Source organism: Agrobacterium bohemicum (assembly GCF_002896715.1).
GTDB lineage: Bacteria > Pseudomonadota > Alphaproteobacteria > Rhizobiales > Rhizobiaceae > Agrobacterium > Agrobacterium bohemicum.
This window is the reverse complement of sequence record NZ_PGEL01000027.1, coordinates 263,468-286,595: the sequence shown is the minus strand read 5'-3', so window position 1 is coordinate 286,595 and position 23,128 is coordinate 263,468. Positions and strand designations below refer to the sequence as shown.

Genomic DNA, 23,128 nt, shown 5'->3' with positions numbered 1-23,128 from the left:
GGCTAAATTCGGCTGAAAAGCGCGCATATGCAAACGATGGCGTGAGGAACGGGCTTTTAACACGCCTTCTCCCTTATGGGAGGTCGGTCGCGCATGAAAAAGCCGCCTTTCATCAGGCGGCTGTTTTNGGGGTGGAAAGTGCTAAATAGGGGCGCTCAAGAGCCTTCAGAAAGCTTTGCTGCGCTCGATCATCGCTCTGAAGTCTTCATCTTCCTTTCGCGATTCCGTCACCACTGAGATGACTGATGCGACAAACATTACGCTGATCAAGGCTGCTAGCAATGTCAAGAATGTAAGCATGGAAGTATAACTCCAGAAGTGACGAGTACATCACTCCCGCTAGATCAGTAGTAATTCATGTACTGAGTGCGAGACGTGAGCTGGGGGTAATCAGGACCGTTCTGCTGCGGCTTTTGTCCGTAAAGGCTGAATGTGGTTGCCAACATCGCGATTACCAACATTGTCCAAGCTGTGCTGATCACGCCAATCTTCGCAGAAGTAGACTGTTTTTCTTTGATAAACATGTGCTTGTTCCTTAACCTGGGATTTGAACGCGCGATACTGAATCCAGTTCCGCTAAATTGTTAAAAATCGATTAGCATTGCGCCTGTGAAGCTTCCTTGAATGCTTCGTTCATCTGGCGTTCAGAAAATCGGCAGTTCACGTCAATCCATAAAAACATATTCGACGACGAAGGATGTCGCGATTGCCAGGACCATCATGAAAACCAGCATTTCCGTCTCCGATTGGGGCGTCAGGCCCCGTTGCCATTCGATGTGACCTTTATAGTGACGCGCTTTGAAGCCACCCTGAATGGACCATTCATGCCGTGTTCACCCGCCAACAACGGGTCTGCGGAGAGGGGCTTGCTACCCATTGGCCTTGCGAAGCCCGGCCTTCCATGACAAAAGGCGGCACATTCATTTGCACGCCGCGCGTAAATATCGAGAGCGATATGACGATTGCCTTTTATCCCGGGTCTTTCGATCCGATGACCAACGGACATCTCGATGTTCTGATTCAGTCGTTGAATGTGGCGTCCGAACTCATCGTCGCGATTGGTATTCATCCCGGCAAAGCGCCACTATTTACGTTCGAAGAGCGCGCAGAGCTTATTCGCCGCTCTCTGAATGACGTGGTGCCAGACGCGGCATCCCGTCTGAAGGTTGTTTCCTTTGGAAATCTTGTGGTTGATGCCGCCCGTGAGCATGGCGCAAGCCTTCTTGTTCGTGGCCTTCGTGATGGTACTGATCTGGACTACGAAATGCAGATGGCCGGCATGAACAGGCAGATGGCGCCTGACATTCAGACGGTTTTTCTACCCGCTGGAACGGCGTCGCGGCCCATTACCGCCACATTGGTTCGCCAGATCGCCTCCATGGGCGGTAATGTGGAAGCGTTTGTGCCGCAAGCCGTGCTTGAAGCCCTTAACAGCAAGCTGAAGAAATAATTCAGCCCTTTATCTGGAGCCAATCCAATGAAACTGCTTCGATTTGCCTTTGCAGGCGCCATGTTAATCAGTGCGATCGCGGCCAGCAGCCTTGCATCCGCCGCCGAATTTTTGACCATCCAGCTGAAAGACGGCCCTGTCGTCATCCAGCTTATGCCGGAAGTCGCTCCCAAACATGTTGTGCAGATCAAGGCGCTGGCTGAAAAGGGCGCTTATGACAACGTCGCTTTCCACCGCGTTATCCAGGGCTTCATGGCTCAGACCGGTGACGTGCAGTACGGCAACATGGAGAAGTCCTTTAGCGCCCAACGCGCGGGAACTGGCGGCTCTGATATGCCGGATCTGCCAGCCGAGTTCTCCAAGGTTCCGTTCGAGCGCGGCACGGTTGGCATGGCACGTTCGCAGGACCCGAATTCCGCCAATTCGCAGTTCTTCATCATGTTCGACAAGGGTGCATCCCTCAACGGACAATATACGGTTGTCGGGAAGGTCGTATCCGGCATGGAATTCGTAGACAAGATCAAGCGCGGCAAGGGCGGAAACGGTGAAGTGATCGACCCCGACCGCATGATCAAAGTCACCGTCGGCAACAAATAAAACCGGGCGAAAGCCACACTAGAAGGAGAGATACCATGGCCGAGATCAAGGATCCGGAAAACACCCTCATCATGNAAACCACGACTGGTAAAGTCGTCATCCAGCTTTTGCCGGAAGTGGCTCCAGGTCACGTTGCGCGCATCAAGGAACTGGTTTCCGAACAGGCCTATGACGGCGTTGTTTTCCACCGCGTCATCACCGATTTCATGGCCCAGACAGGTGACGTGAAGTTCGGCAAGAAGGGTTCTGAAAGTTTTAACCCGGCCCGTGCCGGTATGGGCGGCTCTGAAAAGCCGGACCTGCAGGCCGAGTTCTCCGCCATTTCCCACGTTCGCGGCACATGCTCCATGGCTCGTTCCCAGAGCCCGAATTCTGCCAACTCGCAGTTCTTCATCTGCTTTACCGACAGCCCATGGCTGAACAAGCAGTACACCGTCTGGGGCCAGGTCATCGAAGGCATGGAAGCCATCGACAAGATCAAGCGCGGCGAGCCTGTGAAGGATCCCGACTCCATCGTCTCCATCCGCCTTGCTTCTGGAGCCTGAGCGTAGGATATAGACATTTGGCCCGCCTCGCAGGCAACTGCGGGGCGGGTTTTGATATTTTCGAGAGCCTGGCAATGCGTGTAGACCTGTTCGACTTCGACCTCCCTGACGACAACATCGCGCTTCGCCCGGCCAGCCCGCGTGACAGTGCGCGTCTGCTCGTGGTCGATCCGAATGCGGGCAGCATGGCGGACCATCAGGTTTTTGATCTTCCGAGCTTCCTGAAGCCTGGCGATGCGCTGGTGTTCAACGACACGCGCGTCATTCCCGCCCAGCTTGAAGGTGTGCGGCTGCGCGAGGGTGCGCCGGAGACTGCCGTTTCCGCCACGCTGCACATGCGCACTGACGCCAGCCGTTGGAAGGCCTTTGCGCGGCCCGGAAAACGCATCAAGCAGGGCGACCGCATCCGCTTCGGTTACGAGCGCGACAACGCCTGCAGCCTGGCTTTTCTGGAGGCAACGGTTGAGGAGAAGGGCGAGGAGGGTGAGATCACCCTGCTGTTCGATGTGTCCGGCCCCGTGCTGGACGAGGCCATCGCCTCAGTCGGTCATATTCCGCTTCCGCCTTACATTGCAGCGAAGCGGCCCGAAGATGCGCAGGATCAGACAGATTACCAGACCATCTATGCCCGCGAAAAAGGTGCTGTTGCTGCCCCAACCGCAGGGCTGCACTTCACGCCAGAGCTTTTCGAGAAGCTCGATCAGGCCGGTGTGGAACGCCACTTCGTGACGCTGCATGTGGGTGCGGGCACGTTTTTGCCCGTCAAGGCTGACGACACCGAGGAGCACAAGATGCACCTTGAAATTGGCTATGTATCCGAAGAGACTGCGGCGAAGCTGAATGCCGTCAAAGCGCGGGGCGGGCGCATCATCTGCGTCGGTACCACCTCACTGCGCCTGATCGAGAGTGCCGCGACCGATGAAGGCCAGATCAAGCCTTGGTCAGGTCCAACAGGCATCTTCATAACACCGGGATATCGCTTCAAGGCAGTCGATATTCTGATGACGAATTTTCACCTGCCGAAATCCACGCTGTTCATGCTGGTGTCGGCGTTCTGCGGGCTGGATACGATGCGCAATGCTTATGCCCATGCGATTTCCACCGGCTACCGTTTCTATTCCTATGGCGATTCCAGCCTGCTTTNCCGGAAANTTTGATGCAAGAGAACTTCACCTTCACCCTTAAAACAACCAGCGGCGGCGCGCGCCTTGGCGAAGTGGCCATGCCACGCGGAGTCATTCGCACGCCGGCCTTTATGCCGGTCGGCACTGTTGGTACCGTCAAGGCCATGTATCTCGACCAAGTGCGTGAACTGGGTGCCGATGTCATTCTCGGCAACACCTACCACCTGATGCTGCGCCCCGGCCCGGAGCGCGTTCAACGTCTTGGCGGTCTGCATGAGCTGATCCGCTGGCCACACCCGATCCTGACCGATAGTGGTGGCTTTCAGGTGATGTCGCTTTCCGGTCTGCGGAAGCTGGATGAAAAAGGCGTGACGTTCAAAAGTCATATTGATGGCTCGCTGCACTACATGTCGCCTGAACGCTCCATCGAAATTCAGGGGATGCTGGATTCCGATATCCAGATGCAGCTGNATGAATGCATTGCACTGCCCGCCGAGCGCAAGGAAATCGAGCGCGCGATGGAAATGTCTCTGCGTTGGGCAGAGCGTTGCCGCGTCGCTTTTGGCGAGCAGACGGGCAAGGCCATGTTCGGCATCGTGCAGGGCGGTGACCAGCCGGACTTGCGCATTCGCTCGGCGGAAGGTCTGAAGCAACTCGACCTCAAGGGCTACGCGGTTGGTGGTCTTGCCGTGGGTGAACCGCAGGATGTGATGCTCGGCATGCTTGACATCACCTTGCCGGTTCTGCCAACCGAAAAGCCGCGTTACCTGATGGGCGTCGGCACGCCGGATGATATTTTGAAATCCGTGGCGCGTGGCATTGATATGTTCGACTGCGTCATGCCGACCCGCTCAGGTCGTCACGGCCTTGCCTTCACGCGCCGCGGCCGGGTGAACCTTCGCAATGCCCGCCACGCCGAAGACATGCGACCGCTGGACGAGCAGTCCAACTGCCCGGCATCGCGTGATTATTCCCGCGCATACCTGCACCATTTGGCCCGTTCCAATGAAGCTCTCGGCGGCATGCTGCTGTCCTGGCACAACCTCGCCTATTATCAGGAACTGATGCAGGGCATTCGAAAATCCATCGAAGAAGACCGCTTTGCGGATTTCTACGCCGAGACCATTGAAATGTGGGCGAAAGGCGATATCGATCGCATCTGATATCGTCTCTAGCCGGATCGAACGGATTTGCTGACTTCGCCCTATGCGCTTTTTCGCGATGATACCACTGGCTCGGTAATGCTGTTTGCCGAGCCGGAAGAANTGATCATTGCGCATGAGGCGCAGGAGTTCCTTCCAGCGATTGAGCGGATGCAGGCGNCGCGCGCTGACGGTAAATATCTTGCCGGATATATGTCCTACGAGGCTGGATATCTTTTNGAAANGAAGTTGGCGCCGCTGGCTGACGTAAAGCGCGACGTGCCTTTATTGTGCTTCGGGGTGTTCGCGTCACCATCCGGTGATGACGCGAAATTGTCCCCGGATACATTGGTGAACGCAGATGATTTTCTCAGCGACATCAAGCCGGGCTGGACGCTTGCAGAATACAGCGCGCAATTCTCAAAACTGCACCAGCATCTGCGGCAAGGTGATTGTTATCAAGCGAACCTGACGATGCCGATCCATGCTCGCTGGCATGGCGATCCGCTCACGGCATTTTGGTCTCTGATCGAGCGGCAGCCAGTGAAATATGGCGCGTTCGTCAATCTTGGCGGTCCCGTAATCCTGTCACGTTCGCCAGAGCTGTTTTTCTCGGTGAAGGAAGGTTGGATCGAAACGCATCCTATGAAGGGTACGGTCAAGCGCGGTGCGTCAGAAGCCGACGATGCTGAGTTGATCGCGGGGATGCTCAAGGACGAGAAGACGCTCGCCGAAAACCGGATGATCGTCGATTTGCTGCGGAATGATATTTCCCGCATTGCCGAAGTTGGCACGTTGCATGTGCCGAAGCTGTTCGAAATAGAGACCTATCCAACTGTGCACCAGATGGTGAGCCATGTGCGAGCCAAGCTTTTGCCGGATATGACGGTTGGAGATATTTTCGCGGCGCTTTNCCCCTGTGGCTCGATAACGGGTGCGCCGAAAATGCGGGCGATGGAAATTTTGCACGATCTGGAAACCGGTCCGCGCAACGCGTATTGCGGTGCTATTGGCATAATATCACCTAATGGTGACATGCGGTTCTCTGTGTCGATCCGCACCATCACGTTGTTCCTAGACGGCAACGCCATCTTCAACGTCGGTGGTGGCATCGTGTTCGATTCGACGGCGGATGCGGAATATGACGAGTGTTTGCTGAAAGCAAAGTTCGCGACGGGTGAGAAACGGCTGGGATAAAGGTGTTTCGCTAATCGCGATTGCCTCACACGCTGAACGTCATGCTCAGGCTTGTCCCGGGTATCTGACGACTCAAAGGTCAACGTCGGAACGACTTTTCTCATAACGCTGTCCTTCGGCGCATCTCGCCGAAGGACAGCGTTGATTGATCACTCAATCAATAAACCACGACACCGCGAATGCTCTCACCCGAATGCATCATTTCGAAGCCATGGTTGATGTCTTCAAGCGGCATGGTGTGAGTAATCATCGGGTCGATCTGGATTTNGCCTTCCATGTACCAATCCACGATCTTGGGCACGTCCGTGCGGCCACGTGCGCCACCAAACGCGGTGCCCATCCAGTTGCGGCCGGTGACCAACTGGAACGGGCGGGTCGAAATTTCCTGGCCAGCACCGGCGACGCCGATAACCACAGATTTACCCCATCCGCGGTGAGACGATTCGAGCGCCTGGCGCATGACCTTGGTATTGCCTGTGCAATCGAAGGTGTAATCCGCACCGCCAATGGTGTCGCCGTTGCGTTTGGTCAGATTGACGAGATAAGGCACGATGTCGTCGCCGACTTCCTTTGGATTGACGAAGTGCGTCATGCCGAACTTTTCACCCCAAGACTTGCGGTCATTGTTGATATCGACGCCGATAATCATGTCGGCACCGGCAAGGCGAAGACCCTGAAGCACGTTGAGGCCAATGCCGCCGAGACCGAAGACGATGGCCGTCGAACCAATTTCGACCTTGGCGGTGTTGATGACTGCACCGATGCCGGTCGTCACGCCGCAACCGATGTAGCAAATCTTGTCGAAAGGCGCGTCGGGATTGACCTTGGCCAGCGCAATTTCCGGCAGAACCGTGAAATTGGCGAAAGTCGAGCAGCCCATATAATGGAAGATCTTATCTTTGCCGATGGAAAAGCGGCTGGTGCCGTCTGGCATCAAGCCTTGTCCCTGTGTGGCGCGGATGGAGGTGCAGAGGTTCGTTTTGCGGCTGAGGCAAGAATAGCATTCACGGCACTCCGGCGTATAAAGCGGAATAACGTGATCGCCCTTTTTCAGCGATGTCACACCTGGGCCGACGTCGACAACAATACCAGCACCTTCGTGGCCGAGAATGGCTGGAAATAGACCTTCAGGATCTGCGCCTGACAGTGTGAAATCATCCGTGTGGCAGATGCCGGTTGCCTTGACCTCGATCAGCACTTCGCCAGCCCGTGGCCCTTCAAGCTGAACCGTCATGATTTCGAGGGGTTTGCCTGCCTGAACAGCGACTGCGGCGCGAACGTCCATTTTCGTCTCCTTAGGTGCGTCTCAAATTTGCAAAGACTTTTGCCCGACCTTGGCGGAGGGAACAAGGGCGGCGGGCGATATTCGTCAAACTTCTGCGACGCTCAACGTGGCCCGTTGTACGCTTCTGCGCTCGCGCCATATGATGAAAAGGCCGGACGCGACGATGATGACAATGCCAAGCCATTTCGAGGCTGTCGGGAAATCTGAAAACAGCACATATCCGAGCGCAGTCGCAGAAATGATCTCGAAATACTGAAACGGTGCAAGCAGGGACACGGGCGCAAGCCAGAATGCCTTGACAACGAGCAGGTGCATATAGCCCGATATGGAGCCGAGCAAAACAAGTAGCACCAAGCCGTGGCCCCAGCCCGGCAATGACATTTCGAAATTGATATCGCCCACTGCGTGACCGATCAACAGAGCGACGGCCATGAACGCGGTACCGGCTATGCCCGCCATTGTTTGCATGACGAGCGGGCTATCCGCATCACCCATGGCACGGTTGAGAAAGAGGTAGAGCGAGAAGAGAAACGCGCAAGCGACCGGCAGGAGCGAAGTCCATCCGAAGATTTCGAAACTCGGTTGTATCACGATCATCGCGCCGACGAACCCTACGACGATTGCGCTCCAGCGCATCCAGCCAACTTTTTCCCCGAGAAAAAGTGCCGACATCATGGTCAAAAGAAACGGCTCGACAAAGTAGATCGCGAAGACGTCTGCCAAGGGCATGTATTTGACAGCTGCAAAAANGGTCAGACTTGCAGCTGCATGCAATACGCCTCTCAACAGATTGAGCCATGGGCGCTTGGCAGACAGCAAGGCACGCGGTGAAATCACCAGCAGCAGGGGCAGGGTGCAGACGAGCTGGAAGAAGAAGCGATAAAATGTCACCTGAGCAGGCGACATGCCTTCGGAGACTGCCATATATTNGGCGATCGCATCCATTGTCGGCAGAACGATCATGCAGCCTGACATGATCAGCATGCCCCGAAGTGTCGCAGATTTCGTCGCCGCCCCGTTCATTCGGTCACCCTTTGTTCCTGCCTGCGAGGTTGATCAGAGTCGCGGAGGCATGGCAATGGCGGTAAGCCGAAACCGGCCAGGCAATGCCGTTTTACGCTGCAAGACGCGAGCTGTGGCAACGTCGCCTACTTGTCTCGCGTGACAGCCATCTCGCCGAAAATGCGCGCCATCTCCTTCTGGACATCTTGATCCGTGGTGGCGCTGGGCGCGGGCGGTGCGACAGGCTCTGAGAACTCTGGGTGTTTNCTCGGTTCGAGACTGACATCGGGGGCATCGGTAGCATTGTTCTTGGCGATTTCGGCTTCTAGGAAGCTTTCGAAATCGCTGGTCAACTGATCGCCGAAGACCGCACCGTTCTCGCCTGGAGCGAGTGGTTCCGGTTTGGCAATGTTGGCCGATGCAGTCATTGGGGCTGAGTTGCTGAATGTTGGTAGTACGCGTTCGCGCGCGGCATCGAGAAAATCAACGGCGTTGTTCTGGTCGATGACTGGCTCCGGTGCAGACATGGCCGTCGGCGTCATGACGAACGGCTTTTGCTGCAGGCGCTCTTGAGAGAAAGGTTCGGGCACGCTTGATTTTGCGACCGGCTCCGACTGGAGGGAAGCAGCGGTCACAGCGGGAACGACCGAGGGAGTGACAGGTGCTGCAAGGGGTTCTCTCGCCATCGGCTTCGGCACAGAGACAATCTCCGGCGCGGCTTGTGCGGTGGGCTGCACTGCGGGGCGCGAAGCAGGAGGGGCAGGTGTGGCGACAATGGGTGCAGCAACGGGTGGCGTCGGCTTTGGCTGTGCAGCAACGACCGGTCGCTGGGGCGCAGCCGGGGTCGGAGCAGGTGCCGGTCTTGGCTCTGGTTTCTGTTGAGGGGCAACTGCGGCAACCGGGGTCTGCATTGCAACAGGTGCCACAGGGCGAATTTCTTCTTCCTTTGCAGACGTCAAAGCTCTTGGCCGGTTAGAAGCAATGGCTTTTTCGGCAGGCGGAGACGGGAGCAGGTCGTCCTGTGGATCGCGAACATCTCTCATGATCGGAATAGCTCCGATACCGCTTTCGATGACGATGTCCGTCGGGCCGCCAATCATGACGAGGTGTTCTACATTGTCTCGGCGAACGAGCACCAGCCGGCGGCGGGCGTCCACGGCCGTTGCGTCCAGCACCTGTAGTCGAGGCTGACGGTTCTTGCCGCCGCGAATGAACGGAGATGAACCACCGCGTCTACGAATAAGCCATAGGATTATGGCCATCAGCAGAAGTGCTACGCCGACACCAACAACAGCAATGATCAGGTTGTTGCCATACGTGCTGATGAAATCACTGTCGATCATTGAGCCGGTCCTTTAGTCTTTNGGAGGGCAAGTGATTGCCAATCCTGATTTTTNCAAGCGCTTTGAGGCGAAAAGACGATTTTTTCGCGCTCAGCACAAGTTTTAATCAGCATTCCATGATGAAATCGCATCGATATTGAATGGGTGGTCCGCTTTTGACGTGGCAAAGCAGCCACGCAGAGACCGATATCGTGCGAGATGGGGCGTATTCGTTGTGTATTGGCAAAGGTTTATGGTGGGGTGGAGCTTTTTGATATTTCTGCGAATTGCTACAAGGGATAGATAAAGCGATTCCGTTCGGGGTATTTGTCTTCGAATGTACAAGGGTCGGCAAANTTGCAAGGGTGAGAGCCTCGATGACCAAGGTGAGCCAAGCCAGCGACAATGACTTTCCGTTGGTGGACAGGCGGGCAAGATCCGGCACCCTTTTGCGCATTTTACTGCTAGCTGTTGTTCTCGTCGCAGCAGCCGTCGCTTTCGTCTATTTCAAGAATTCGCTGGAGAATGAAGTCGTCCTCGGAATTCTCGGTGTTCTGGCGATGCTTGGCATTTTCTTTCTGGTGTCTTCGGCGATCGGCTTCATAGAGGTGATGCCGCAGTCCCAGTCTGATGGAATGGCGCGTCAGTTTCTCTCGTCGCATCCCGATGGTACTCTGATTACCGATCCCAAGGGGCGGCTGGTCTATGCTAACGCGACCTACTGCCAGATGACGGGTGCAACCAAGGCGACCGATATTCAGAGCCTCGAGACGTTGCTCTCGCGTGACAGGGAATCGACCGAGGCGCTTTATCGGCTGATCAATGCACTGCGTGAAGGCAAAGACGGATACGAAGAATTTCGCCTGTTGAAGCCGTTGAGCGAGACGAAGTCGCAGTCCGGTCCGCATTGGTACCGCCTGAAAGCGCGTCTTTTGAAGGATGCCAGCGGCAACGATCTGCATGTCTTTCAGATTGCCGACATCACGACCGAACGTGAGGACCAGGAGCGGTTTTTCCGCGAACTGCAAAACGCTATCGATTATCTCGATCACGCTCCGGCCGGTTTCTTTTCTGCCGGTAAAAGGGGTGAGATCGTCTATCTCAATGCCACGCTTTCGCAATGGCTGGGCATTGATCTGGCGCAGTTCTCTCCGGGTTCGCTGACGGTCTCGGATATCGTTGCAGGTGAGGGCATGGCCCTGATCGAATCTGTTCAGCCGCATGCGGGCACCAATCGCACCGAGATGCTCGATCTCGATATGCGCCGCGTCAACGGCCAGAGCATGCCAGCGCGGCTGGTCCATCAGGTGACCGCCACGCGAGATGGCGCTCCGGGTGAAAGCCGCACGATTGTTCTGATGCGCTCCAAAGGCAAGGAGAATGCCGAGTCTGCATCCGCCATGCGCTTTACGCGCTTCTTCAACAACACGCCGATGGCAATTGCGTCTCTGGACGGCGATGGTCGGATATTGCGCACCAACGCACCTTTCTTGAAGCTGTTCTCTGGCGTGGTCGGTCGTGACGATATCGATAATGGCGTCGTTCTTGACGCTGTTCTGCTGGATAACGACAAACCCAAGCTTCTGCAGGCTATCGACGCCGCAAAGGATCGTCAGGGCGATATAGCGCCGTTCGATTCCCGCCACCCCACGGACGAAACACGGCATTTCCGTTTCTATGTTCATGCCGTCATCGATCAGGATGACGAAGCGCCTGAGGAAGTCGCGATCGTCTATGCTATCGAGGTGACCGAGCAGAAGGCGCTCGAGACGCAAATGGCGCAGACTCAGAAGATGAACGCTGTGGGAACATTGGCGGGTGGCATCGCGCACGACTTCAACAACGTGTTGACGGCCATTCTTCTGTCCTCCGATCACCTGCTTCTTCAAGCACGGCCCGCAGACGCAAGTTTTGCCGATCTGATGGAAATCAAGCGCAACGCAAACCGTGCCGCGGTTTTGGTGCGGCAATTGCTGGCGTTTTCCCGCAAACAGACAATGCGTCCTGCGGTGCTGAACCTGACTGACGTTATTGGCGATCTGCGCATGCTGGTCGACCGGTTGATCTCAGGCACCAATGTCAAGCTGGAAGTCGATTATGGCCGCGATCTTTGGCCGGTGAAAACAGACCTTTCCCAGTTTGAGCAGGTTTTGATCAACCTCTGCGTCAACGCGCGTGATGCGATGCCGCAGGGCGGCAAGATAAAGATCATCACCCGCAATATGCCGGTGGATGAAGTCGTTGCCCTCGGGCGGTCTGATATTCCAGCCGAAGACCTTGTGATGATCGAAGTTGCCGATAACGGCACGGGTATTCCGCCCGAAATCATGGACAAGATTTTCGAACCGTTCTTCACCACGAAGGAAGTTGGCAAGGGTACGGGCCTCGGATTGTCCATGGTCTACGGTATCGTCAAGCAGTCAGGCGGCTATATCTACCCGGATTCGGAAGTGGGAAGAGGAACCGCTTTCCGCATCTTCCTGCCGCGTCACATTATTGAAGTAGTGCAGCCTCTGGAGGGCGAGGCGGCTCAAGCGGCTGCGGATGCTGCAGCCAAAGCCATCATGAAGGAAGAGCCGCAGGATCTTACCGGCAATTCGGCTGTCGTTCTTCTGGTCGAAGATGAGGAAGCGGTGAGGCGTGGTGGCAAGCGCATGCTTGAGACGCGGGGTTACACGGTTCACGAGGCTGGTTCCGGTACGGAAGCGCTGGAAGTGCTGGAGGAACTGGAAGGCAAGGTCGACATCGTCGTTTCCGATGTCGTCATGCCTGAGATGGACGGACCTTCGCTGCTGCGGGAACTTCGCAAAACATACCCTGATATGAAGTTTATCTTTGTGTCAGGTTACGCCGAAGATGCCTTCGCTAAAAATCTTCCGGCCGATGCCAAATTCGGATTCCTGCCAAAGCCATTTTCGCTCAAGCAGTTGGCCGTCGCCGTACGCGAGATGCTGGACAGCGAAAACTGAGTTTATCGACCGGACTTGGTATTTTACCATGCCTGGGTGACGAACTGTTTTAGACAGCGGCGCACATTCGCAACTAACTGCACCGCGCATGATCTGCTTTTCTGGAGACAGGCCTCATCTGACTCAAGAAGAGACCAAAGCTCAATGGACAAACATCGGATCTGCAAGAACAGAACAAAACAAACAAAACCTCTGACATCCATCGAGCGAAAAATCCTATTTCTTTCGGCAAATGGAGGAAGTTTCTATAGAATCGCGGCGCAAGTTGCACCTTCCAACCGGCAAGAAAATGCAAGTGGCGACAATCGAACATGCGGTTGCTGTGATGCTAAGGCGGAAANTGGCGCGTCATGCGGGTATCCCCCAGCGCCATTGATCCATTCTCATCACAGTTTCATAGCGAGTGAACGGATTAGTGATTGCAGTGCGATGAGAGGGGCTTAAAATCACTTTGTAACGACCTAAATAAAGGTTAGCGAAATTCTGGCTCGCCGCCCAAGGTTCGGCGCGAGTTCGATCTGGAGAATGATGAAAGATGATCGCGAAGTCGATCCGCATGCAGGGCGACAATGAAGGCGACGACGGTGGCACAAACCGCGGAACTTCCGTTATTACCCGCACGAAACCGAAAACGAAAAAGCCTAATCTTTACCGTGTTCTTTTGCTGAACGACGACTATACTCCTATGGAATTCGTCATTCACATTCTGGAGCGTTTTTTCCAGAAAGACAGGGAAGGCGCGACCCGCGTTATGTTGCACGTGCACCAGCACGGTGTCGGCGAGTGCGGCATATTCACGTATGAAGTCGCGGAGACAAAAGTAAGTCAGGTCATGGATTTCGCCCGACAGCACCAGCACCCGCTACAGTGCGTCATGGAAANGAAATGAGGATCGCAACGTGCCAACTTTTTCCCCAAGTCTAGAGAAGGCGCTGCATCAGGCACTGACCTTTGCAAATGAGCGTCATCACGAATATGCGACGCTTGAACATCTCCTTCTGGCTCTCATCGAAGACGCAGATGCTGCGGCTGTGATGGGCGCATGCAATGTCGACATCGATGCGCTCCGCAAGACCGTTGTTGATTACGTGGACAGTGAATTGTCCAATCTGGTTACAGGTTACGACGAGGACTCCAAGCCGACGTCGGGATTTCAGCGTGTTATCCAGAGGGCGGTCATTCACGTGCAGTCTTCAGGGCGCGAAGAGGTGACTGGCGCCAATGTTCTGGTTGCGATCTTTGCCGAACGCGAAAGCCATGCTGCCTATTTCCTTCAGGAACAGGAAATGACCCGTTACGACGCGGTCAACTACATTTCCCATGGCATTGGCAAGCGTCCCGGAACGTCCCAGACCCGCACACCGCGCGGCGCGGAAGATAATGAAAACGAAGCAAAACCTGTTCGTAACACCGGTTCTGAAGATGACAGTGCTGCACCCAAGAAACAGCAGGACGCGTTGAAGGCCTATTGCGTCAATCTCAATGACAAGGCGCGCGGCGGCAAGATCGACCCGCTGATCGGGCGTCACGCTGAGGTTAACCGCACCATTCAGATATTGTGCCGCCGCTCCAAGAACAATCCGCTCTATGTCGGCGACCCGGGCGTGGGAAAAACAGCGATTGCTGAAGGTCTTGCCAAGCGTATCGTTGAAGGCAAAGTGCCTGAAGCGCTGAAGAACGATACGATCTTCTCGCTTGACATGGGCACCCTACTTGCCGGTACCCGTTACCGCGGTGACTTCGAAGAGCGTTTGAAGCAGGTCGTCAAAGAACTGGAAGAGTTTCCGGGTGCGGTTCTATTCATCGATGAAATCCACACAGTTATCGGTGCAGGCGCGACATCCGGTGGCGCTATGGATGCGTCTAACCTGTTGAAGCCTGCTCTCTCCTCCGGTGCNATCCGTTGCATCGGCTCAACGACCTACAAGGAATATCGCCAGTTCTTCGAGAAGGACCGCGCGCTTGTTCGTCGTTTCCAGAAGATCGACGTCAATGAGCCATCCATCGAAGACGCTATCGAAATCATGAAGGGCCTGAANCCTTATTTCGAGAGCTATCACCACCTTCGTTATTCCAACGAGGCCATAAAGGCTGCAGTGGAGCTTTCGGCCCGCTATATTTCGGACCGTAAGCTGCCGGATAAGGCAATCGATGTTATCGATGAGACGGGTGCCGCACAGATGCTGCTGCCGCCGTCCAAGCGTCGCAAGCTGATCACCGAAAAGGAGATCGAGGTTACGATAGCGACGATGGCGCGCATTCCAGCCAAGACTGTTTCGAAAGATGACGAGATGGTTCTCGCCAATCTGGAAAAAGAATTGCGGTCGGTGGTTTATGGTCAGGATATCGCGATCGAAGCGCTGTCGTCTGCCATCAAGCTCGCCCGTGCTGGTCTTCGCGAGCCGAACAAGCCGATTGGTTCCTACGTCTTTTCAGGTCCCACGGGCGTAGGTAAGACGGAAGTTGCCAAGCAGCTTGCGGCATCTCTCGGCGTTGAAATGCTGCGGTTCGATATGTCTGAGTACATGGAGCGGCACACCGTATCGCGCTTGCTCGGTGCACCTCCTGGTTATGTCGGCTTCGATCAGGGTGGACTTCTGACCGATGGTGTCGATCAGCATCCACACTCTGTCGTGTTGCTGGACGAAATTGAAAAAGCACATCCGGATATTTACAATATCCTGTTGCAGGTCATGGACCACGGTTCGCTAACGGATCACAACGGCAAGAAGATTGATTTCCGCAACGTGATCCTGATCATGACGACGAACGCTGGCGCATCCGAAATGGCGAAATCTGCCATCGGCTTTGGTTCGTCCAAGCGTACCGGTGAGGATGAGGAGGCACTTAACCGCCTGTTCACGCCGGAATTCCGTAACCGTCTGGATGCGATTATTCCGTTCTCGCCTCTGCCAACCGCTGTCATTCATAAAGTCGTTCAGAAGTTCGTCATGCAGTTGGAAACACAACTTTCCGAACGCAATGTCACCTTCGATCTGCATGAAGATGCCATCGCTTGGCTATCTGAAAAGGGTTATGACGAGAAAATGGGTGCGCGTCCGCTTGGTCGGGTGATTCAGGAACACATCAAAAAGCCCCTTGCCAACGAAATCCTTTTTGGAAAACTCAAGAAGGGCGGTGTGGTCAGCGTTTTTGTCGGCAAGAACGATGATGGTATCGAGGGCCTGAAGCTGAATGTCTTGCCGGAGACGGCTCCGGTCAAGCCGAAGCCCGAAGCTGAGTTGAAAGCTGCCAAATCTCCAGGCAAAGCCAAGAGCAAGGCGAAGGCCATCAAAGCGGAGCAGGAAGCGGAAACCGTTACCGCGGAGACTGAGAAGGCTGATGAAGACGCCAAACCGCGTCGCAAGGCCAACACCGTACCCAAGGTTCCAAAGAAAAAGTGATCTAGCCTTTNATCAAACATCAATGCCGGGTTTGCGCCCGGCATTTTCTTGGCGTCTATACCGGAAACCGACATGCCCCCAGAACCCGAAGCGGAACCTCTCTATCTCTGGTTTGTCCGAGGAATGAGAGGCATTTTTTCGCTGCCATCCCTCATTCTCATGACGTCATTTGTCGGCTTCAGCGCCTTTGCGCTCGAATCGGGCGTCACTCGCGGTGAGGCGGTCTTTATGACGCTGACGATCTGGGCACTGCCAGCCAAGATGATTCTCATCGGCGCAATGACCAGCGGGGCCGGGTTGGCGACCTGCTTTCTGGTCGTCACTCTATCGTCAATCCGCATGATGCCGATGGTGGCTTCCATCGTGCCGGAAATGCGCGCCGCAAAAACGTCGACCTGGATATTGCTATTTCTCTCGCATTTCGTTGCCATCACCGCGTGGGTCTTTGCGACCCAGAACCTGAGCAAGGTACCGCGTGAGGCGAGAGTGGCATGGTTCGGGGGCTTCGGCATAACGCTGACACTGGTCAATGCGCTGATTGTTGCCATTTGTTACGGCGTGGTTGCCGCTTTTCCTCCCGTGGTTGCCGGTGTGCTGTTTTNCCTGACACCGGTCTATTTCGTTTCCTCCATCTGGGCATCTGCCAGACACTCGGTCGTCAAGGTTGCATTCGTCATCGGTGTCATCGCCGGTCCGTTGTTTGCCGTCATCGAACCGGAATTCGACATTCTCTATGCGGGCATCGGCGGGGGAACGCTGGCTTATCTCATTGACCGCTTCTGGTTTCGTCGCAAAATTGAACTTGCGACTGCCGAGGGTGAGCCATGATAACCGACGCATGGTGGGCACCTTATCTCTTCATCGCCATCGCAGGATGGATCGCGACGGATATCTGGCGCTGGCTCGGTGTTCTCGCTGGAAACCGCCTTAAAGAGGGGTCGGAAATCCTGAACTGGGTCAGAGCCGTGGCAACCGCGCTTGTCATGGCCGTCACCGCAAANCTCATCGTGTTTCCGACAGGTGTTCTGGAGCAAACACCAATGTGGCTGCGTATCGGCGCGGCGGCGGTCGGGTTTGCTGTGTTTCTGATGGCCGGGCAGCGTGTTTTAATTGGAGTTATCGTGCCGCTGGTGTTGTTGACACTCGGTTTGGTGGCTTTGGATCTACGATAGAGCAGCTTTCGCATTTACGTGAATTTCAGGCTTTCAACGTATAAGTCGCCGCAATGGAGATGCCCATGCGGATGTTGCCGGCTGAACGTTTTTTNGCTCTCGTCATCGCTGGAATGGCAGCGCTGGATATTTCGCTTCTTATGGTGAAGGGCGTTGTTGTCGATTGGCTTGGTTACACGCTGCCGACTTTCGTCGGTTTGGCGCTTATCGCTGGTGGTCAATATTATCGTGGTTTGCGAGGCGAAGAGCGCATCGCGCTCGCACTCAGTGCTTCCGGGCTTTTCATCATCTTCACGCTGGTCGCGTCAGTCTTCAATTATCTTTTGCTACCCATCCGCTCATTGCCGTTTGATCAGATGTTTGCCCAATTCGATGCGATGCTGGGTTATCGTTGGCCGGATGCAGTAGCGTCTGTGGCGCAGTGGCCTGTCATGTCCAAGACACTGTTTTTAGTGTATTTCAGCTCACTTCCACAGCTTGCATTTGTTGTCTTGTTGCTTGGCTTTTCTGGCAAAGCCGACGCTTTGTGGCACTTTCTGCTAACAGGCGTCATTGGCGTATCGGGCTGTATCGGGATATGGACCGTCATTCCAACATTTGGACCCTCGACGCTTTATGCGATTTCACCCGAAATTTTATCCAAGATCGATCTCGGCGTGACACCACAATATGGCGAGGAACTGCTGCGCCTTGGGCGTGATGGACCAAGCTATATTTCACCGGCAAACATGCTTGGTCTAATAGGATTCCCGTCTTTCCACACGGTCATGGCGTGTATGGCAGTCGTGTTTCTTGCACGGTTCAAGTGGGTTTTTCCATTTGCGGTCCTGATCAACATCGCCATGATACCAGCCATTCTCGTGCATGGTGGCCATCACCTCAGTGATGTCTTTGGCGGCGTGGCGATGTTCATGATCGCATATGCGCTTGCAGGAAANCTGTCGTCGAGCCTGTCCGGATCAAATCCCAACAGATATGAAACCAAAGCTACGGCACTGAAATAGTCGCCTCGACATGCTTCACTTATTCAGGCGAGGGCGGCTTTTATCTTCTCCGCATGCGCCTTAAGCAACTCTCCATCCGCCATCGCGCCGCTATGCGGCTTCGTCTGTTCGCCTTCCTTGCGCGGAACGATATGGAAATGCAGGTGGAAAACAGTTTGTCCGGCGGCTGGTTCGTTGAACTGGGCCACGTAAACGCCGTCGGCGTCGAACGCTGCCCTCGCGGCGACAGCCAACCTTTGAACCACGGTGATGGTTTTTGCCAAAACCTGCGGGTCGGCATCCAGCAGATTACGTGAGCCGGTTTTGGGAATGACAAGGAGATGACCGGGAGCTTGCGGCATGACATCCATGAAGGCCAAAGTGTCTTCATCTTCATAGACTTTCACGCATGGGATTTCACCGCGCAGGATTTTCGCGAAGATATTGTTGGTGTCGTAGGTCATGAAAAACGTCCTCGTATGCTGCTTGGCTATTCGTCGGCTTCTGCCCGTTCACCCTTGCGAAACGGGCTATGGTCATCAAGATAGTCGCCGATTTCTTCGACTTCTCTCTTTNCCCGCTCCAGATAGTCGGCAATTGCGCCCNGCAAACCGGGGTGGGTGATGAAGTGGGCTGATTTGGTTGTCACCGGGGTGTAGCCGCGTGCAAGCTTGTGCTCGCCCTGCGCGCCAGCCTCGACACGGCTCAGGCCTTTTGCCAGCGCAAAATCGATTGCCTGATGATAACAGACCTCGAAATGCAGAAACGGGTGGTCCTCGATGCAGCCCCAGTGCCGGCCATAAAGCGCGTCGCCTCCGATGAAATTGATGGCACCCGCAATGTAACGCCCCTCACGTTTGGCCATAACCATAAGAATATCATCAGCCATCCGCTGGCCGATCAGCGAGTAGAATTCGCGGGTTAGATAAGGGCGACCCCATTTGCGGCTGCCGGTGTCCATGTAGAAGGCGTAGAACTGATCCCAGATATCTTCGGTCAGATCGCTCCCGGTCAGCCAGTCGATCTTGATGCCGGTTTCAAGGGCTGCACGGCGTTCCTTTTTCAGGGTTTTGCGTTTGCGCGATGACAAAGCCTCCAAAAANTCGGAGTGATCGCGGTAACCATTGTTGATGAAGTGAAATTGCTGATCGGTGCGGATCAGAAACCCCTCGTCTTCCAGCGCACGGATGTCATCTTCTGGTGCAAAGGTCACATGGGCAGATGAGACACCTACATGTTCCGTAACCTGCCGCAGACCTGAAGCAAGCACCTGCTTGAAGGCGGCATCATCAATACCGCTGGTCAGCAGCCGCGGTCCGGTTGCGGGCGTGAAGGGAACGGAACATTGAAGCTTGGGATAATAGTTTCCGCCAGCCCGCTCGAGCGCGTCCGCCCAGCCCTGATCGAAAACATATTCACCGCGACTATGGCTCTTCAAATACGCCGGTATGGCACCGGAAAGGATTCCGTCGCCTGTCTCAAGCAGAAGATGGTGGCCGCGCCAGCCAGTCTTGGATGTGGCCGATCCAGAATCTTCCATGGATAGCAAATAAGCATGAGATATGAAAGGGTTGTATACTTCTGCTCGCGTAGATTTAGATGTTCCGGAAAGCCTGTTCCAGCTTTCCGGATCAATATCCTTGAAGGACTGCTCTACGCGAATTGAATATTCATCGCTCATGCGCTGGCGGAGACGCCTTTCTTTGGGTCGAAGCCCTCAAACGTAATCTGGTCCGCATATTTATAGGAAGTCTCGCGACCGTTTTCATCCCTCACCGTCCAGGTAATGACAGGAATCCCGAGTTTTCTTTGGGCTTCGATGAAGCTGTTTGGCAGATGTGCCCAAGCGTATGAGATGAAATCGACGCCGATTTGCGTGGCTTCGTCGTGCTTGAAAAAGTCTTCAGGCTTTGCCCCTTCGGCGGTCAGGCCCAGCGGCCAGGGCGATCCGGCAGTCTTGAGGTCTTTCAGCAGATGGTGATCGAAACTCATCAGCGCCACATGACCTTCATAGCCCTCCAGCACCTCCAGAACCGCCTCGGCAAAGCCGTCATCGACGCCAGCACCTTTGCGGCCCTTAAGTTCAAGCACGAGCGGGACCTTCCCGGCGCAAAGCTTCAAGAGCTGCTTTAGCGTCGGCACCCTGTCTTTTGTCTGGCCAACCGACAAGAGGCCGAGTTCGCCGGATGTGCGTTCCCGAACATCACCCTTTATGCCTGTCAGCCGCGTCATCTCATCGTCGTGGAAGACGACGGGTACACTATCGGAAGCCAGTTGAAGGTCGCATTCTATGGCGAAACCGGCGTCGATGGCACGGGAAAACGCGCTCAGCGTATTTTCCCAAACCAGCTTGTTCTGGTCATGATAACCGCGATGGGCGATCGGCGTTTCCGTCAACCATGAGAGCTTCAGCGTCATACGTCGATTTCCACGATGGCGTCGATTTCAACGGCGGCATTGAAGGGCAGGGACGCCATGCCCACTGCGGCGCGCGCGTGTTTACCGGCATCGCCCAGAACATTGGCGATGAGGTTTGAGGCGCCGTTGATGACAAGGTGCTGCTCGGTGAATTCAGGCACGGACGCAACGAAGCCATTCAGCTTCAAAACGCGACGTACTTTGGAAAGGTCGCCATTGAGGGCCGCCTTTACCTGTGCAAGAATGTTGACAGCGCAGAGTTCAGCAGCGCGTTGGGCGGTCGGTACGTCGACATCGCGACCCACATGACCCGTGACCGCAATCTTGCCTGATTCCATTGGCAATTGGCCTGAAATGTAAAGCAGATTGCCGCTGATGGTGAACGGAACATAGTTTGCAGCAGGTGCGGCGGCGGCGGGCAGGGTGTAGCCCAGGTCCTTAAGGCGAGCTTCGATGGCATCCGACATTTTCGTCTCCGCTTTTGTTGTAAATCTTTCAAAAATCCGGCAGACAGATCATGATGTCCAAAAGCCGGGCGGTTGCTTGTACAATATGAGCGGTGAGTCCAACAGGAGATATTGAATGTTTGTCAGGAACCTCGCAGTTGCTTTCGCTTCCGGCGCTTTTATCGTCGCTCCGGGTGTTGCAAGTGCAGTGCCTGCCAATATCCCAAACCTGATTTCCCACCGTGCGGTTTATGACCTGGAGTTGAAGGACGCATCCGATCGTTCTGGCATCGAAGGCATGACGGGCAGAATGGTGTACGAGTTTACCGGCTCTTCCTGCAAAGGTTACAAGACGGATTTCCGTTTCGTCACGCAGATCAGTACCGGCGACGCGGTGCGTATGACCGACCAGCAGACGACGACATTCGAAGATGCTGCCTCAAAGACATTCAAGTTCGAGACCAAATCTTTTACCGATGACAAGCTGGACAAGGAAGTCACCGGTTCGGCAGAGGATGCCAACGGTGCCATGACCATCGATCTTACCAAGCCGGATGCAAAGAAGATCGATCTCGCCGCTGGTGAATTTCCCACGGAACATATGTTTCAGGTCATAGAAAACGCCAAGCTTGGGAAGCGCATTTTCGAATCGCGGGTGTTCGATGGATCTGACGATGGCGATGAGAGCCTGATCACGTCCACACTGGTCGGAAAGCAGCAGATGCCGAAAGATGACGACGCTGACCCCGATGTCAGCATGGCCGGAGATTTNGCAAANCTGCCTTTCTGGCCGGTTACCATTGCGTATTATAACGACAAGGCAGGCACCGATTCTCTGCCAATATACCGCATGTCTTTCAAGCTCTATGAAAATGGAATCACCCGTGACCTGACCATGGATTACGGCGATTTCGTTTTGACCGGCAAGCTTGCCAAGCTCGATATTCTCCAGGCGGAAAACTGCGATAACAAGCCGATCCGCTAAAACGGATCGATCTGTTTTTGTGTTTCTGTGCATAAAAGCTTGCTTTTCGAAGAATCTGCCTGTATGCGGCACACTATTCCACACGCGAAGCTTGGGATGTTCCGGGAGAAATCCGGTTCGTTCCGCCCGGTGGTACCGTTTAGTCGGTGCTGTTCGCTTCGCGGGGGTTAAACCGGAAANGGATAACAAGGCATGGCATTGCCCGATTTCACTATGCGTCAGCTTCTGGAAGCTGGCGTTCACTTTGGTCACCAGACACACCGCTGGAACCCAAAGATGAAGCCGTATATCTTCGGCGACCGCAGCAACATTCACATCATCGATTTGGCTCAGACAGTTCCTTTGCTGTCGCGCGCCCTTCAGGTCGTATCTGACACGGTTGCCCGTGGCGGCCGCGTTCTGTTTGTTGGTACGAAGCGTCAGGCTTCGGAAATCATCGCAGACAGCGCAAAGCGCTCCGCTCAGTACTACGTCAACTCGCGTTGGCTCGGCGGCATGATGACCAACTGGAAGACGATTTCGAACTCGATCCAGCGCCTGCGCAAGGTCGACGAAATTCTCAACTCCGACGCATCTGGCTACTCGAAGAAAGAGCGCCTGAACCTTGAGCGCGAACGCGAGAAGCTTGAAAAGGCACTTGGCGGTATCCGCGATATGGGCGGCGTTCCTGACCTGATGTTCATTGTTGACACCAACAAGGAAAAGATCGCGATCGAAGAAGCCAAGCGCCTTGGTATTCCGGTCGTTGCGATCATCGACTCGAACTGCGATCCAGACCAGATCGACTTCCCGATCCCAGGTAACGACGATGCGTCGCGCGCAATCTCGCTCTATTGCGATCTGATTGCCCGTGCAGCCATCGACGGTATCGCACGTCAGCAGGGTTCTTCCGGTCGTGACATCGGCGCTTCTGAAGAAGCTCCGATCGAGCCTGCTCTCGAAGAAGCAGCAGCCGAGACAGCTGCCGAATAAAGCTTAGAGGCGGCGTGGATATGCCGCCTTCTCCATGAGACGAGACAAGGCCGTTCTGGACTAGAAAAGTTCGGCGGCCTTGTTCGTTTCAATCACGCTGTCCATTATGGCAGAG

22 protein-coding genes are annotated in these 23,128 nt (G+C 55.0%); 14 read left to right on the top strand and 8 right to left on the bottom strand.

Translation table 11 applies throughout. The features are described from left to right. Nucleotides 1–344: 344 nt before the first annotated feature. Nucleotides 345–524: a hypothetical protein gene (locus tag CUC55_RS16825; RefSeq protein ID WP_067643247.1), complete on the bottom strand. Its 180-nt coding sequence runs from the start codon at nucleotides 522–524 to the stop codon at nucleotides 345–347. 431 nt (nucleotides 525–955) lie between these two features. On the opposite strand from CUC55_RS16825, the gene coaD reads away from it, so the two are divergent. The 6 genes from coaD to CUC55_RS16795 all read left to right on the top strand — a co-directional run bounded on the left by coaD (nucleotide 956) and on the right by CUC55_RS16795 (nucleotide 6,055). Then, nucleotides 956–1,450 (top strand): pantetheine-phosphate adenylyltransferase, encoded by a 495-nt coding sequence (coaD, locus tag CUC55_RS16820; protein WP_067644192.1) that lies wholly within the window; start codon nucleotides 956–958, stop codon nucleotides 1,448–1,450. 27 nt (nucleotides 1,451–1,477) lie between these two features. Continuing rightward, nucleotides 1,478–2,047 carry a peptidylprolyl isomerase gene (locus tag CUC55_RS16815; RefSeq protein WP_067643244.1) on the top strand — a complete coding sequence of 190 codons (570 nt, stop codon included), beginning with the start codon at nucleotides 1,478–1,480 and terminating at the stop codon, nucleotides 2,045–2,047. A 35-nt stretch (nucleotides 2,048–2,082) separates the two neighbouring features. Next, nucleotides 2,083–2,592, top strand: coding sequence for a peptidylprolyl isomerase (locus CUC55_RS16810; protein WP_103088582.1), 510 nt, complete (start codon nucleotides 2,083–2,085; stop codon nucleotides 2,590–2,592). A 74-nt stretch (nucleotides 2,593–2,666) separates the two neighbouring features. After that, nucleotides 2,667–3,749: a tRNA preQ1(34) S-adenosylmethionine ribosyltransferase-isomerase QueA gene (queA, locus tag CUC55_RS16805; protein WP_103088776.1), complete on the top strand. Its 1,083-nt coding sequence runs from the start codon at nucleotides 2,667–2,669 to the stop codon at nucleotides 3,747–3,749. After that, nucleotides 3,749–4,879 (top strand): tRNA guanosine(34) transglycosylase Tgt, encoded by a 1,131-nt coding sequence (tgt, locus tag CUC55_RS16800; RefSeq protein WP_103088581.1) that lies wholly within the window; start codon nucleotides 3,749–3,751, stop codon nucleotides 4,877–4,879. Before queA ends, tgt begins: the two co-directional genes overlap by 1 nt. A gap of 27 nt (nucleotides 4,880–4,906) precedes the next feature. Next, nucleotides 4,907–6,055, top strand: a complete 1,149-nt coding sequence (locus CUC55_RS16795) for an aminodeoxychorismate synthase component I (protein ID WP_103088580.1) — start codon at nucleotides 4,907–4,909, stop codon at nucleotides 6,053–6,055. 157 nt (nucleotides 6,056–6,212) lie between these two features. On the opposite strand, the gene CUC55_RS16790 is transcribed toward CUC55_RS16795, so the two are convergent. The 3 genes from CUC55_RS16790 to CUC55_RS16780 form a co-directional block, all read right to left on the bottom strand. Then, entirely contained in the window at nucleotides 6,213–7,340 is a 1,128-nt protein-coding gene (locus CUC55_RS16790; protein ID WP_103088579.1) for an S-(hydroxymethyl)glutathione dehydrogenase/class III alcohol dehydrogenase, read from the bottom strand. Between the two features lie 84 nt (nucleotides 7,341–7,424). Continuing rightward, complete coding sequence (locus CUC55_RS16785; RefSeq protein ID WP_170063905.1) at nucleotides 7,425–8,363, bottom strand: DMT family transporter; 939 nt, start codon at nucleotides 8,361–8,363, stop codon at nucleotides 7,425–7,427. Nucleotides 8,364–8,488: 125 nt separating this feature from the next. Continuing rightward, entirely contained in the window at nucleotides 8,489–9,604 is a 1,116-nt protein-coding gene (locus tag CUC55_RS16780; RefSeq protein WP_425352869.1) for a flagellar biosynthetic protein FliO, read from the bottom strand. 437 nt (nucleotides 9,605–10,041) lie between these two features. On the opposite strand from CUC55_RS16780, the gene cckA reads away from it, so the two are divergent. The 6 genes from cckA to CUC55_RS16750 all read left to right on the top strand — a co-directional run bounded on the left by cckA (nucleotide 10,042) and on the right by CUC55_RS16750 (nucleotide 18,213). Beyond that, nucleotides 10,042–12,633 carry a cell cycle histidine kinase CckA gene (gene cckA / locus CUC55_RS16775; RefSeq protein WP_067643226.1) on the top strand — a complete coding sequence of 864 codons (2,592 nt, stop codon included), beginning with the start codon at nucleotides 10,042–10,044 and terminating at the stop codon, nucleotides 12,631–12,633. Between the two features lie 535 nt (nucleotides 12,634–13,168). Continuing rightward, nucleotides 13,169–13,522 carry an ATP-dependent Clp protease adapter ClpS gene (gene clpS, locus CUC55_RS16770; RefSeq protein WP_103088577.1) on the top strand — a complete coding sequence of 118 codons (354 nt, stop codon included), beginning with the start codon at nucleotides 13,169–13,171 and terminating at the stop codon, nucleotides 13,520–13,522. A gap of 10 nt (nucleotides 13,523–13,532) precedes the next feature. Next, the gene (clpA, locus tag CUC55_RS16765; protein WP_103088576.1) at nucleotides 13,533–16,037 is read left to right on the top strand and encodes an ATP-dependent Clp protease ATP-binding subunit ClpA; all 2,505 of its coding nucleotides are present in this window, start codon (nucleotides 13,533–13,535) and stop codon (nucleotides 16,035–16,037) included. A 72-nt stretch (nucleotides 16,038–16,109) separates the two neighbouring features. Then, entirely contained in the window at nucleotides 16,110–16,865 is a 756-nt protein-coding gene (locus CUC55_RS16760; RefSeq protein WP_103088575.1) for an AzlC family ABC transporter permease, read from the top strand. Beyond that, a complete protein-coding gene (locus CUC55_RS16755) occupies nucleotides 16,862–17,209 on the top strand; it encodes an AzlD domain-containing protein (RefSeq protein ID WP_170063904.1) in 348 nt (115 codons plus the stop codon). The genes CUC55_RS16760 and CUC55_RS16755 overlap by 4 nt, the downstream gene beginning before the upstream one ends. A 53-nt stretch (nucleotides 17,210–17,262) precedes the next feature. Beyond that, complete coding sequence (locus tag CUC55_RS16750; protein WP_103088574.1) at nucleotides 17,263–18,213, top strand: phosphatase PAP2 family protein; 951 nt, start codon at nucleotides 17,263–17,265, stop codon at nucleotides 18,211–18,213. 23 nt (nucleotides 18,214–18,236) lie between these two features. Here CUC55_RS16750 and CUC55_RS16745 read toward each other — a convergent pair whose 3' ends face one another. The 4 genes from CUC55_RS16745 to CUC55_RS16730 all read right to left on the bottom strand — a co-directional run bounded on the left by CUC55_RS16745 (nucleotide 18,237) and on the right by CUC55_RS16730 (nucleotide 21,077). Beyond that, nucleotides 18,237–18,656 carry an HIT family protein gene (locus CUC55_RS16745; protein ID WP_067643208.1) on the bottom strand — a complete coding sequence of 140 codons (420 nt, stop codon included), beginning with the start codon at nucleotides 18,654–18,656 and terminating at the stop codon, nucleotides 18,237–18,239. Nucleotides 18,657–18,682: 26 nt separating this feature from the next. After that, nucleotides 18,683–19,873, bottom strand: a complete 1,191-nt coding sequence (locus CUC55_RS16740; RefSeq protein WP_103088573.1) for a GNAT family N-acetyltransferase — start codon at nucleotides 19,871–19,873, stop codon at nucleotides 18,683–18,685. Next, nucleotides 19,870–20,610, bottom strand: coding sequence for a glycerophosphodiester phosphodiesterase family protein (locus tag CUC55_RS16735; protein ID WP_067643202.1), 741 nt, complete (start codon nucleotides 20,608–20,610; stop codon nucleotides 19,870–19,872). The genes CUC55_RS16740 and CUC55_RS16735 overlap by 4 nt, the downstream gene beginning before the upstream one ends. Beyond that, the gene (locus tag CUC55_RS16730; protein WP_067643199.1) at nucleotides 20,607–21,077 is read right to left on the bottom strand and encodes a RidA family protein; all 471 of its coding nucleotides are present in this window, start codon (nucleotides 21,075–21,077) and stop codon (nucleotides 20,607–20,609) included. Before CUC55_RS16730 ends, CUC55_RS16735 begins: the two co-directional genes overlap by 4 nt. 115 nt (nucleotides 21,078–21,192) lie before the next feature. On the opposite strand from CUC55_RS16730, the gene CUC55_RS16725 reads away from it, so the two are divergent. Together CUC55_RS16725 and rpsB are read left to right on the top strand one after the other, a co-directional pair. Continuing rightward, complete coding sequence (locus tag CUC55_RS16725; RefSeq protein WP_103088572.1) at nucleotides 21,193–22,041, top strand: cell envelope integrity EipB family protein; 849 nt, start codon at nucleotides 21,193–21,195, stop codon at nucleotides 22,039–22,041. Between the two features lie 192 nt (nucleotides 22,042–22,233). Then, nucleotides 22,234–23,013: a 30S ribosomal protein S2 gene (gene rpsB, locus CUC55_RS16720; protein ID WP_067643195.1), complete on the top strand. Its 780-nt coding sequence runs from the start codon at nucleotides 22,234–22,236 to the stop codon at nucleotides 23,011–23,013. Nucleotides 23,014–23,128: the final 115 nt, after the last annotated feature.